The sequence below is a fragment of the Zobellia sp. OII3 genome (assembly GCF_002211465.1).
Lineage (GTDB): Bacteria > Bacteroidota > Bacteroidia > Flavobacteriales > Flavobacteriaceae > Zobellia > Zobellia galactanivorans.
In genome coordinates this window covers 16,421-29,111 of record NZ_MWRZ01000014.1, presented here as the reverse complement: position 1 = coordinate 29,111, position 12,691 = coordinate 16,421, and the positions used below count along the sequence as shown (strand labels likewise).

Below are 12,691 nucleotides of genomic sequence, written 5' to 3'. Positions count from 1 at the left end.
GGCATTATTTGTACACTAATATATAACTAAGATTAAAATTTATTAAAAATGGCAAAGGAAACTTTTGATCGTTCCAAACCGCACTTGAATATAGGTACTATTGGACACGTAGATCACGGTAAAACAACATTGACTGCTGCTATTACTACAGTATTAGCGAATGCAGGTTTGTCTGAACTTAGAAGCTTTGATTCTATTGACAATGCTCCTGAGGAAAAAGAAAGAGGTATTACTATTAATACTTCACACGTTGAGTACCAAACAGCTAACCGTCACTACGCGCACGTTGACTGTCCTGGTCACGCGGATTACGTAAAGAACATGGTTACTGGTGCTGCCCAAATGGACGGTGCTATTCTTGTTGTTGCTGCTACCGATGGTCCTATGCCACAAACACGTGAGCACATCCTTTTAGGTCGTCAGGTTGGTATTCCAAGAATCGTTGTATTCTTGAACAAAGTTGACATGGTTGACGATGAGGAGCTTTTAGAGCTAGTTGAAATGGAAGTAAGGGAATTGCTTTCTTTCTACGAGTATGATGGTGATAATGGACCTGTAATCTCTGGATCTGCTTTAGGTGCCCTTAACGGTGAGCAAAAGTGGGTTGATACGGTAATGGAATTGATGGATGCTGTTGATAGCTGGATCGAATTGCCTGCTAGGGACGTTGATAAGGATTTCTTGATGCCTGTTGAAGATGTATTTACGATTACTGGTCGTGGTACTGTTGCTACAGGTCGTATTGAAACTGGTGTTGCCAATACAGGTGATCCTGTTGAAATCATCGGTATGGGAGCTGAGAAATTGACTTCTACTATTACTGGTGTTGAAATGTTCCGTAAGATTTTGGATAGAGGTGAAGCTGGTGATAACGTAGGTATCTTGTTGAGAGGTATTGAAAAAGCCCAGATCAGCAGAGGTATGGTAATCTGTAAGCCAGGTTCTGTTAAGCCGCATGCTAAATTCGAAGCTGAGGTTTATATCCTTAAAAAAGAAGAAGGTGGTCGTCACACACCATTCCACAATAACTATCGTCCACAGTTCTACGTAAGAACGACTGACGTAACTGGTAACATCGCTCTTCCTTCTGGTGTAGAGATGGTTATGCCCGGTGATAACCTTACTATTACAGTAGAGCTTATTCAGCCTATTGCATTGAGTGTAGGTCTACGTTTCGCTATCCGTGAAGGTGGTAGAACTGTAGGTGCTGGTCAAGTTACCAAGATTATAGATTAATCTATTGTATTAGAATAATGTATTTAAGGGTGTTCTGCTTTAGTGGGACACCTTTAAATGCAATTATAAACGGGTGTAGCTCAGTTGGTAGAGCACTGGTCTCCAAAACCAGGTGTCGGGAGTTCGAGTCTCTCCTCCCGTGCGAATTTAAGTAAGAATCATTATGTTAACGTATATAAAAGAATCTATAGAGGAGCTTCGTAACAATGTTACTTTGCCTCCGAGGGCCGAATCATCTAATTTAATGGTTGTTGTGGCTGTTTTCTCTATTTTGTTCGCTTTGGCGACTTGGGGTGTAGATACGGTATTCAGTAAGTTGGTTCGCTTATATTTCGATAACGTATTAAACTAGTCGTTCGCTATGTCAGAAGTATTGGAAAAGAAATGGTATGTAGTGAGGGCGGTCAGTGGTCAAGAGAACAAGATCAAAGGTTATATCGAGAGTGAGGTAGAGCGTCATGGTTTTTCCGATTATTTGGAAGATGTTCTTGTTCCTACTGAAAAAGTGATTCAGATTCGTAACGGAAAAAAGATTAACAAGGAAAGGGTTTATTTTCCTGGTTATATAATGATTAAGGCCAACCTTGGTGGAGAAATGATTCATATTATACGTTCGATTACGAACGTTATTGGTTTTTTGGGCGAAACAAAAGGGGGTGACCCTGTTCCGTTGAGAAAGGCCGAAGTGAACAGAATGTTAGGTAAGGTTGATGAGTTGGCGGTTAATACCGATACGGTAGCTATTCCATTTACACATGGTGAAACGGTAAAAGTTATTGATGGGCCTTTTAACGGGTTCAACGGTACTGTTGAGAAAATCAACGAAGAGAAGCGTAAGCTTGAGGTGATGGTTAAGATTTTCGGAAGAAAAACACCGTTGGAGCTCAGTTATATGCAAGTAGAGAAAGTATAAGTTAAGTGTTACATATTTAAAGTTGTGTTGCTTCCAAAATAATACAGCTTAAATTTAATTTTAAACAATGGCAAAAGAAGTAGGTAAAGTAGTTAAACTACAAGTTAGGGGAGGTGCTGCGAATCCGTCGCCACCGGTTGGACCCGCCTTAGGTGCTGCCGGCGTTAACATCATGGAGTTCTGTAAGCAGTTCAATGCTCGTACGCAGGACAAACAGGGCAAGGTATTGCCTGTTGTTATCACCGTGTATAAAGACAAGTCGTTTGACTTCGTCGTTAAAACACCACCAGCGGCAGTTCAGCTTTTGGAAGCGGCTAAGATTAAAAAAGGATCAGGCGAACCTAACCGAGTAAAGTCAGGTAGTGTTTCTTGGGACCAAGTTAAGGCAATTGCCGAAGACAAAATGGTTGACCTTAATGCGTTTACGGTAGAATCAGCAATGAGCATGATTGCCGGTACAGCTAGGTCTATGGGTCTTAAAGTTGCAGGTAAGCGACCTTTCTAAAATCTTAAAAGCAATTTGAAATGGCAAAATTAACTAAGAAACAAAAAGAGGCCCACGCTAAAATCGAGAAAGATAAGCTTTACTCGGTTAGTGAAGGTGCAGCTTTGGTAAAAGAAATTACCAATACAAAATTTGATGCGTCTGTTGATTTGGCGGTGCGCTTGGGTGTAGATCCAAGAAAAGCGAACCAAATGGTACGTGGTGTGGTAACACTACCTCACGGTACGGGTAAAGATGTTAAGGTTTTGGCTTTGGTAACCCCGGATAAAGAGGCAGAGGCGACAGAAGCTGGTGCTGATTTTGTTGGATTAGATGAGTATTTGGATAAAATCAAGGGCGGTTGGACAGATGTTGATGTTATCATCACTATGCCAAGTGTTATGGGTAAACTAGGTCCTTTAGGACGAGTATTAGGGCCAAGGGGTCTTATGCCCAATCCAAAAACGGGAACAGTTACAATGGATGTTGCAAAAGCGGTATCCGATGTAAAAGCTGGTAAAATAGATTTTAAAGTAGATAAAACAGGTATCGTTCACGCTGCTATAGGGAAAGCTTCTTTCTCTGCGGACAAGATTGCTGAAAATGCCAAGGAGTTGTTAGATACTTTAGTGAAAATGAAGCCTGCTGCAGCTAAGGGTGTTTATATGAAAAGTATTTTCATGTCAAGTACCATGAGCCCAAGTGTTCAGTTAGATCCAAAAACAGTTTAATCGAACTGGGTAGTTCAAAATTTACAGTATGACAAGAGAAGAAAAAGCAAACGTAATACAGGATTTGACTTCACAGTTGGCCGATAGCAGTACTATTTATTTAGCTGATATATCGGGATTGAATGCAACGCAAACCTCAGATTTGAGAAGAGCTTGTTTCAAGGCAAACGTTAAACTGGCGGTAGTCAAGAATACATTGCTGGCTAAGGCAATGGAAGCTTCCGAAAAAGAATTCGGTGAACTTCCCGGAGTGCTTAAGGGCAATACTTCGTTGATGTTCTCAGAAGTAGGGAATGCTCCCGCAAAGCTTATCAAGACTTTCAGAAAGAAGTCTGAGAAGCCTTTGTTAAAAGGGGCTTTTGTAGAGGAAGCTATATATATTGGTGATGAAAACTTAGATGCGCTCGTAAGCATTAAGTCTAAAGAAGAAATGATCGGCGAGGTTATCGGATTGCTACAATCCCCAGCCAAAAACGTTATTTCTGGACTTAAATCTGGTGGTGGTAAACTGGCAGGCATTCTTAAGACATTATCAGAAAGATAAGTACGCACTAGTAAACTAAGTATATTTTAAAAATTTTATTAAACGATAGAAAAATGGCAGATTTAAAAGATTTCGCAGAACAGTTGGTTAACTTGACCGTAAAAGAGGTAAACGAGTTGGCTGATATATTAAAAGAAGAATACGGTATCGAGCCTGCAGCTGCTGCAGTTGCTGTTGCCGCCGGTGGTGGTGGTGAAGCTGCCGAAGCCGCTGAAGAGCAGTCAGAATTTGACGTAGTCTTGAAAGCAGCAGGTGCTTCTAAATTAGCAGTTGTTAAATTGGTTAAAGAATTGACCGGACTTGGATTGAAAGATGCTAAAGACATCGTTGATAGCGCACCTAAAGCTGTAAAAGAAGGTGTTTCTAAAGACGAAGCTGAAGGAATCAAAAAATCTTTGGAAGAAGCAGGAGCGGAAGTTGAGCTTAAATAGTATCAGCAACCATAGTACTTTGGTTTAGGTCTTTTTTCGCCCCCGGCGGAGCTAGACCTAAGCCTTTTTATACAAGTAAGATTCACGTATATGAAGAAGTATACGACCCGAATTTAGTATTCACGTTCAAAATACTGTCCATAGATGTTCACACAACAGACTGAGAGAATAAATTTTGCATCCGCTAAGAACACGCCGGATTATCCGGACTTCTTGGACATTCAGATTAAATCTTTTCGAGACTTTTTTCAGCTTGAGACAAAATCTGACGAAAGAGGCAATGAAGGCTTGTACAACACCTTCATGGAAAACTTCCCTATTACGGACACCAGAAACCAGTTCGTACTTGAATTTTTAGATTACTTCATAGATCCGCCTAGATATTCGATACAAGAATGTATCGAGCGAGGTCTTACTTATAGTGTCCCCTTAAAGGCACGATTAAAATTATACTGTACCGATCCCGAGCACGAAGATTTCGAAACTATCGTGCAAGACGTGTATTTGGGTACCATTCCATATATGACGCCCAGTGGTACGTTTGTTATTAACGGTGCAGAAAGGGTTGTAGTATCTCAGTTACACCGTTCTCCCGGTGTTTTCTTCGGTCAGTCATTTCACGCGAATGGAACTAAGCTTTATTCTGCCAGGGTAATACCGTTCAAAGGTTCGTGGATCGAATTTGCTACAGATATTAACGGAGTGATGTATGCGTACATCGACCGTAAAAAGAAATTACCCGTAACGACCCTTTTTAGAGCCATCGGTTTTGAAAGGGATAAAGATATTCTTGAGATTTTTGACCTTTCTGAAGAGGTGAAGGTATCTAATGCGGGACTTAAAAAAGTTTTAGGCCGTAAATTGGCTGCAAGGGTATTGAACACTTGGCACGAAGATTTTGTTGATGAAGATACGGGCGAGGTTGTTTCTATCGAAAGGAACGAAATCATCCTTGACCGTGATACCGTGTTGGAGAAAGATCATATTGCCGAAATCTTGGATGCGGACGTGAAAACTATCCTGCTTCATAAAGAGAACAATGCGCAGTCTGACTATGCCATCATTCACAATACGCTTCAGAAGGATCCAACCAACTCTGAAAAAGAAGCGGTAGAGCATATCTATCGTCAATTGCGTAATGCCGAACCGCCCGATGAGGAAACGGCTCGTGGTATTATCGATAAACTGTTCTTTTCGGATCAACGTTACAACCTAGGTGAGGTTGGGCGTTACCGTATGAATAAGAAATTACAGTTGGATATTGGAATGGACAAGCAGGTCTTGACCAAGGAAGATATCATAACTATTATTAAATATTTGATCGAACTTATCAATTCCAAAGCGGAGATTGATGATATCGATCACCTTTCGAACCGTCGTGTACGTACTGTTGGTGAACAATTGTCATCTCAGTTCGGCGTAGGTCTTGCCCGTATGGCCAGAACTATCCGTGAGCGTATGAACGTTCGTGATAACGAAGTGTTTACCCCGATCGATTTGATTAATGCAAAGACCTTGTCTTCCGTTATTAATTCATTCTTTGGAACGAACCAGTTGTCCCAATTTATGGACCAAACGAATCCATTGGCCGAGATTACGCACAAACGAAGATTGTCGGCACTAGGGCCAGGTGGTCTTTCGAGAGAGCGTGCCGGTTTTGAGGTTCGTGACGTTCACTATACACACTACGGTAGACTTTGTCCTATTGAAACTCCTGAAGGTCCGAACATTGGTTTGATATCTTCCTTATCGGTTTTTGCCAAGGTAAACCCTATGGGCTTCCTGGAAACACCTTACCGTAAGGTTGACAATGCCAAGGTCAATACAAAAGAGTATGTGTACCTAAGTGCGGAAGAAGAGGAAGGAATGAAAATTGCCCAGGCGAACATTCCGTTGAAAGAAGACGGTCAGATCGATACCGATAAGGTTATTGCCCGTGAAGAGGGCGATTTCCCGGTAGTAGATCCAATTGAAATAAACTATACTGACGTTGCTCCTAATCAGATTGCATCTATTTCGGCATCACTTATTCCCTTCTTGGAGCATGATGATGCGAACCGTGCACTGATGGGCTCAAACATGATGCGCCAAGCCGTGCCATTGTTGAAGCCTCAGTCCCCAATTGTGGGTACCGGTCTTGAGCGTCAGGTGGCATCCGATTCTAGGGTACTGATCAACGCTGAAGGTGATGGTACTATAGAGTATGTAGATGCTAAGATGATTACTGTAAAGTACGATCGTACCGATGCTGAGCGTTTGGTCAGTTTTGAAGATGATTCGAAGAGTTACAACTTGGTCAAGTTTAGAAAGACCAACCAAGGTACCAGTATCAACCTAAAACCTATTGTTAGAAGAGGTGATAAGGTTAAGAAAGGTCAGGTACTTTGTGAAGGCTATGCTACGGAAAAAGGTGAATTGGCCCTAGGTCGTAACCTTACTGTTGCCTTTATGCCTTGGAAAGGATACAACTTTGAAGATGCGATCGTAATTTCTGAGAAAGTAGTTCGCGAAGATATATTTACCTCAATTCACGTAGATGAATATTCTTTAGAGGTTAGGGATACTAAATTAGGTGCCGAGGAATTGACCCATGATATTCCGAACGTATCTGAAGAGGCTACCAAAGATTTGGACGAGAACGGTATGATCCGTATCGGGGCCGAAGTGAAGCCTGGTGATATCTTGATCGGTAAGATTACTCCTAAAGGGGAATCTGATCCGACTCCAGAGGAGAAATTACTTAGAGCCATTTTTGGTGATAAAGCCGGTGACGTTAAGGATGCTTCTTTAAAGGCATCGCCTTCATTGCGTGGTGTGGTTATCGACAAAAAACTGTTCTCCCGATCAGTTAAGGATAAGCGTAAGCGTTCTGAGGATAAGGAAGAGCTTAACAAGTTGGAATTGGAGTACGAAGTGAAATTTCAAGAGTTGAAAGACATCTTGATCGAGAAGCTTTTTACTTTGATCAATGGTAAGACATCGCAAGGTGTGTTGAACGATTTGGGTGAGGAAGTATTGCCAAAAGGTAAGAAGTACACCTTGAAAATGTTGAACGCGGTTGATGATTTCGCTCACTTGGTAGGCGGTAGCTGGACCATGGATAAGGATACGAACGAAGCCGTTGCCGATTTGCTCCACAACTATAAGATCAAGTTGAACGACCTTCAGGGTAACTTAAGAAGGGATAAGTTTACGATTTCGGTAGGTGATGAATTGCCAGCCGGAATTATGAAACTGGCCAAGGTTTATATTGCCAAAAAACGTAAGCTTAAAGTAGGGGATAAAATGGCAGGACGTCACGGAAACAAAGGTATCGTTTCTCGTATCGTTCGTCAAGAGGATATGCCGTTCTTGGAAGACGGAACGCCTGTGGATATCGTGTTGAACCCGTTAGGGGTGCCTTCTCGTATGAACATCGGTCAGATCTATGAAACCGTATTGGGTTGGGCAGGTCTTAAATTGGGTAAAAAATATGCTACTCCAATTTTCGATGGGGCCACTTTGGATCAGATCAATGAATATACCGATCAAGCGGGTATACCAAGATTCGGTCATACCTACCTTTATGATGGTGGTACCGGTAAACGTTTTGATCAACCGGCAACCGTTGGTGTGATTTATATGTTGAAACTAGGCCACATGGTAGACGATAAGATGCACGCACGTTCTATTGGGCCATACTCATTGATTACGCAACAACCATTAGGTGGTAAAGCACAATTTGGTGGTCAGCGTTTTGGTGAGATGGAGGTTTGGGCATTGGAAGCTTATGGTGCTTCGGCCACACTTCGTGAAATATTGACCGTTAAGTCGGATGATGTTATCGGAAGGGCCAAGACCTATGAATCAATAGTCAAAGGCGAAACCATGCCAGAGCCCGGTTTACCGGAATCTTTCAACGTATTGATGCACGAACTTAAAGGTTTGGGCTTAGATATCCGTTTGGAAGAATAGAATCGATTGTAGCGATTGAAGAACACACATTTTAATTAGTATCACCATTAGATTATGGCTAGAATAAAAGATAATAATCCAATAAAAAGGTTTGATAAAATTTCCATAGGATTGGCCTCACCGGAAGCAATTCTGGCGGAGTCGAGAGGAGAGGTTCTCAAGCCTGAAACTATCAACTACAGAACGCATAAGCCTGAGCGTGACGGTCTTTTCTGTGAGCGTATTTTCGGTCCTGTAAAGGATTACGAATGTGCCTGTGGAAAGTATAAGAGAATCCGCTACCGTGGTATCGTTTGTGACCGTTGTGGTGTTGAAGTTACCGAGAAGAAAGTACGTAGGGATAGGGTAGGGCATATCAATTTGGTAGTGCCCGTGGCCCACATCTGGTACTTCCGCTCGTTGCCTAATAAAATAGGTTACCTTTTGGGATTGCCATCGAAGAAGTTGGATATGATCATTTACTACGAACGTTACGTAGTAATACAACCAGGTATCGCAAAAGGCCCTGAAGGTGAAGAAATCAATAAAATGGATTTCTTGACCGAAGAGGAGTACTTAACGATTTTGGAGTCTATTCCTGTAGAGAATCAATATTTAGAAGATACCGACCCTAACAAGTTTATCGCTAAAATGGGTGCGGAATGTCTTATTGATCTTTTGGCCCGTATCGACTTAAAAGATTTGTCGTACCAATTACGTCACAAAGCCAATACAGAGACTTCCAAACAAAGAAAGACCGAGGCCCTAAAAAGACTTCAAGTTGTTGAAGCGCTTCGTGAATCTCAAGAAAATAGGGAAAACAGACCAGAGTGGATGATTATGAAGGTGATTCCGGTGATCCCACCAGAATTACGTCCATTGGTGCCGCTAGATGGTGGTCGTTTCGCTACATCGGATTTGAACGATCTTTACAGAAGGGTGATTATTCGTAACAACCGTTTGAAAAGATTGGTAGAGATCAAGGCTCCTGAAGTGATTCTTAGAAATGAGAAACGTATGCTTCAAGAAGCGGTAGATTCTCTTTTCGATAACACAAGAAAAGCGTCTGCGGTGAAAACCGAATCAAATAGGCCCTTGAAGTCACTTTCCGACTCATTGAAAGGTAAGCAAGGTCGTTTCCGTCAAAACCTATTGGGTAAGCGTGTTGATTATTCCGCACGTTCGGTAATCGTCGTTGGACCTGAAATGAAATTGTTCGAATGTGGTCTTCCAAAAGATATGGCCGCTGAGCTTTACAAACCTTTTGTAATCAGAAAACTGATAGAAAGAGGTATCGTTAAAACAGTGAAGTCGGCCAAGAAGATTATAGATAAAAAAGAGCCGGTAGTTTGGGATATCCTAGAGAATGTATTGAAAGGACATCCGGTACTGTTGAACCGTGCCCCTACATTGCACCGTTTGGGTATCCAGGCCTTCCAGCCAAAACTTATTGAAGGTAAGGCGATTCGTCTTCACCCATTGGTATGTACGGCGTTTAACGCGGATTTTGATGGTGACCAGATGGCGGTTCACCTTCCATTGGGCCCTGAGGCTATCCTTGAAGCCCAATTATTGATGTTGGCTTCGCATAACATCTTGAACCCGGCAAATGGTTCGCCTATTACCGTGCCTTCCCAGGATATGGTATTGGGTCTGTACTATATGACCAAAGAGAGAAAATCTACACCTGAAGTTCCGATTGCGGGAGAAGGTCTTACTTTCTATTCTGCGGAAGAAGTTGAAATTGCTTTCAATGAAGGCAAGGTAAACTTGAACGCAGGTATCAAGGTTAGGGCAAAAGATTTTAATGAAGAAGGAGAATTGGTGTACAAAATCATACCGACTACAGTGGGTAGGGTGTTGTTCAACATGGAAGTTCCGGAACAGGCGGGTTATATCAACGACGTACTGAACAAGAAATCCCTAAGGGATATTATTGGCGGGATTTTGGCCGTGACCGATGTACCGACTACAGCAGATTTCTTGGATAAGATCAAGACTATGGGATATGAGTTCGCTTTTAAAGGTGGACTATCATTTAGTTTGGGTGATATTATTATCCCTCAAGAGAAACATGAAATGATTGCTGACGCAAATGGTCAGGTAGATGGCATTATGGCCAACTATAACATGGGTCTTATTACCAATAATGAACGTTACAACCAGGTAATTGATGTTTGGACATCGACCAACGCCATGTTGACCGAGCTTGCTATGAAGCGTATTCGCGAAGATCAGCAAGGGTTCAACTCTGTGTATATGATGCTTGATTCCGGTGCAAGGGGTTCTAAGGAACAGATTCGCCAGTTGACAGGTATGCGTGGTTTGATGGCCAAGCCTAAGAAATCTACCGCAGGTGGTGGTGAAATTATTGAAAACCCGATTTTATCGAACTTTAAGGAGGGACTTTCAATTCTTGAATACTTTATCTCAACTCACGGTGCCCGTAAGGGTCTTGCGGATACGGCCCTTAAAACGGCGGATGCAGGTTACTTGACCCGTCGTTTGGTGGATGTTTCGCAAGATGTTATTATTAACATCGAGGATTGTGAAACCCTAAGAGGTATTGAAGTCGAGGCCTTGAAGAAAAACGAAGAAGTTGTAGAATCTCTAGGGGAACGCGTTCTTGGTAGGGTTTCCTTACACGATGTATACAATCCGTTAACGGAAGAACTTATCTTGAAAGCAGGTCAGCATATTTTAGAGGCTGATGTGAAGCGAATAGAAGAGTCGCCTATTGAAAAAATAGAAGTACGTTCGGCATTGACTTGTGAAGCGCCTAAGGGTATTTGTGCCAAATGTTACGGTAGAAACCTTTCTACCAACAAAATGGTACAACGCGGTGAGGCCGTTGGTGTTGTTGCGGCACAATCGATCGGTGAACCTGGTACACAGCTTACTTTGCGTACTTTCCACGTGGGGGGTATTGCAGGTAACATTTCCGAGGATAACAAGTTGACGGCTAAATTTAATGGTATAGCCGAAATAGAAGATTTAAGAACGGTTACTGGAGAAGACGGTGAAGGCAAATCTGCCGAAATTGTAATCTCAAGGACTTCTGAGATCAAAATCGTTGACAAGAAAACGGGTATAACCTTAAGTACGAACAACATTCCTTACGGATCGCAATTGTTCATCAAGAACGGTGCCTCTGTATCTAAAGACGATGTTATTTGTTCTTGGGATCCTTATAACGGTGTTATTGTTTCCGAATTCCCAGGTAAGATTGCTTACGAGAATATCGAGCAAGGTATTACCTACCAAGTTGAAATTGATGAACAGACCGGTTTCCAAGAAAAGGTGATTTCCGAATCTAGAAACAAAAAGTTGATTCCAACACTTTTGATTCAAAACAATAAGGGTGAAACCTTGCGTTCTTATAACCTTCCTGTTGGTTCTCACATCATGGTAGATGATGGAGATAAGATTAAAGAAGGTAAGATCCTTGTGAAAATACCACGTAAATCTGCTAAGGCGGGTGATATTACGGGTGGTCTTCCAAGGGTAACGGAACTGTTTGAAGCACGTAACCCATCTAATCCGGCCGTAGTGTCTGAGATAGACGGTGTTGTTTCCTTCGGTAAGATCAAAAGAGGTAACCGTGAAATTATCATAGAATCTAAATTGGGCGAGGTCAAGAAATATTTGGTCAAACTTTCAAACCAGATTCTGGTTCAAGAGAACGATTACGTTCGTGCAGGTATGCCCCTATCGGATGGTTCGATTACACCAGAGGATATTCTTGCGATCAAAGGGCCATCTGCCGTTCAGCAGTACTTGGTAAACGAAGTGCAGGAAGTATATCGTTTACAGGGTGTGAAGATTAACGATAAGCACTTTGAGGTTGTTGTAAGACAGATGATGCGTAAGGTACGTATTCAAGATCCGGGTGATACTATATTCTTAGAGAACCAATTGGTTCACAAAGATGACTTCATCAAGGAAAATGATGAGATTTTCGGTAAGAAGGTGGTTGTTGAGCCAGGTGATTCTGTAAACCTTAAGGCAGGTCAAATTATTACGGCCCGTGAACTAAGGGATGAGAATTCGGTTTTGAAACGTTCCGATAAGAACTTGGTTACGGCCAAAGACGCGATTGCGGCTACGGCTACTCCAATATTGCAAGGTATTACAAGGGCTTCGTTGCAGACGAAATCGTTTATATCTGCAGCATCTTTCCAAGAAACGACCAAAGTATTGAACGAAGCTGCCGTAAGCGGTAAGGTAGATACATTGGAAGGCTTGAAAGAAAACGTTATTGTAGGTCATAAGATACCTGCAGGTACGGGTATGCGCGACTATGAGAACATCATTGTTGGCTCTAAGGAAGAGTACGATGAAATCATGGCCCGCAAGGAAGCCTTGAAATTTTAAACTCAAATATCAAACCCTCAATACATTGTATTGGGGGTTTATTTT

9 protein-coding genes and 1 tRNA gene are annotated in these 12,691 nt (G+C 42.1%); all 10 read left to right on the top strand.

Going from position 1 to position 12,691, the window contains the following annotated elements; translation table 11 throughout:
- Positions 1-48: 48 nt before the first annotated feature.
- The 10 genes from tuf (at position 49) to rpoC (ending at position 12,646) form a co-directional block, all read left to right on the top strand.
- Positions 49-1,236, top strand: coding sequence for an elongation factor Tu (tuf, locus tag B4Q04_RS20705; protein WP_013992033.1), 1,188 nt, complete (start codon positions 49-51; stop codon positions 1,234-1,236).
- 69 nt (positions 1,237-1,305) lie between these two features.
- Positions 1,306-1,378 (top strand) — tRNA-Trp (locus B4Q04_RS20700).
- 21 nt (positions 1,379-1,399) lie between these two features.
- Positions 1,400-1,588: a preprotein translocase subunit SecE gene (secE, locus tag B4Q04_RS20695; protein WP_046287312.1), complete on the top strand. Its 189-nt coding sequence runs from the start codon at positions 1,400-1,402 to the stop codon at positions 1,586-1,588.
- A 9-nt stretch (positions 1,589-1,597) separates the two neighbouring features.
- On the top strand, positions 1,598-2,149 hold the full coding sequence (nusG, locus tag B4Q04_RS20690) for a transcription termination/antitermination protein NusG (RefSeq protein ID WP_013992032.1): 552 nt from the start codon (positions 1,598-1,600) through the stop codon (positions 2,147-2,149).
- A 67-nt stretch (positions 2,150-2,216) separates the two neighbouring features.
- Entirely contained in the window at positions 2,217-2,654 is a 438-nt protein-coding gene (gene rplK / locus B4Q04_RS20685; protein ID WP_013992031.1) for a 50S ribosomal protein L11, read from the top strand.
- Positions 2,655-2,674: 20 nt separating this feature from the next.
- Positions 2,675-3,364: a 50S ribosomal protein L1 gene (rplA, locus tag B4Q04_RS20680; protein ID WP_013992030.1), complete on the top strand. Its 690-nt coding sequence runs from the start codon at positions 2,675-2,677 to the stop codon at positions 3,362-3,364.
- Between the two features lie 28 nt (positions 3,365-3,392).
- On the top strand, positions 3,393-3,908 hold the full coding sequence (rplJ, locus tag B4Q04_RS20675; RefSeq protein WP_013992029.1) for a 50S ribosomal protein L10: 516 nt from the start codon (positions 3,393-3,395) through the stop codon (positions 3,906-3,908).
- A 32-nt stretch (positions 3,909-3,940) separates the two neighbouring features.
- The gene (gene rplL / locus B4Q04_RS20670; RefSeq protein ID WP_353939145.1) at positions 3,941-4,339 is read left to right on the top strand and encodes a 50S ribosomal protein L7/L12; all 399 of its coding nucleotides are present in this window, start codon (positions 3,941-3,943) and stop codon (positions 4,337-4,339) included.
- Positions 4,340-4,483: 144 nt separating this feature from the next.
- Entirely contained in the window at positions 4,484-8,293 is a 3,810-nt protein-coding gene (rpoB, locus tag B4Q04_RS20665; RefSeq protein WP_088697962.1) for a DNA-directed RNA polymerase subunit beta, read from the top strand.
- A 54-nt stretch (positions 8,294-8,347) separates the two neighbouring features.
- Positions 8,348-12,646 (top strand): DNA-directed RNA polymerase subunit beta', encoded by a 4,299-nt coding sequence (gene rpoC / locus B4Q04_RS20660; protein WP_013992026.1) that lies wholly within the window; start codon positions 8,348-8,350, stop codon positions 12,644-12,646.
- The last annotated feature ends 45 nt before the right edge of the window (positions 12,647-12,691 follow it).

Bases quoted from the DNA above. Each gene is read 5' to 3' on its own strand.
- tuf (WP_013992033.1), top strand. From the start codon at position 49: ATGGCAAAGGAAACTTTTGATCGTTCCAAACCGCACTTGAATATAGGT.
- secE (WP_046287312.1), top strand. From the start codon at position 1,400: ATGTTAACGTATATAAAAGAATCTATAGAGGAGCTTCGTAACAATGTT.
- nusG (WP_013992032.1), top strand. From the start codon at position 1,598: ATGTCAGAAGTATTGGAAAAGAAATGGTATGTAGTGAGGGCGGTCAGT.
- rplK (WP_013992031.1), top strand. From the start codon at position 2,217: ATGGCAAAAGAAGTAGGTAAAGTAGTTAAACTACAAGTTAGGGGAGGT.
- rplA (WP_013992030.1), top strand. From the start codon at position 2,675: ATGGCAAAATTAACTAAGAAACAAAAAGAGGCCCACGCTAAAATCGAG.
- rplJ (WP_013992029.1), top strand. From the start codon at position 3,393: ATGACAAGAGAAGAAAAAGCAAACGTAATACAGGATTTGACTTCACAG.
- rpoB (WP_088697962.1), top strand. From the start codon at position 4,484: ATGTTCACACAACAGACTGAGAGAATAAATTTTGCATCCGCTAAGAAC.
- rpoC (WP_013992026.1), top strand. From the start codon at position 8,348: ATGGCTAGAATAAAAGATAATAATCCAATAAAAAGGTTTGATAAAATT.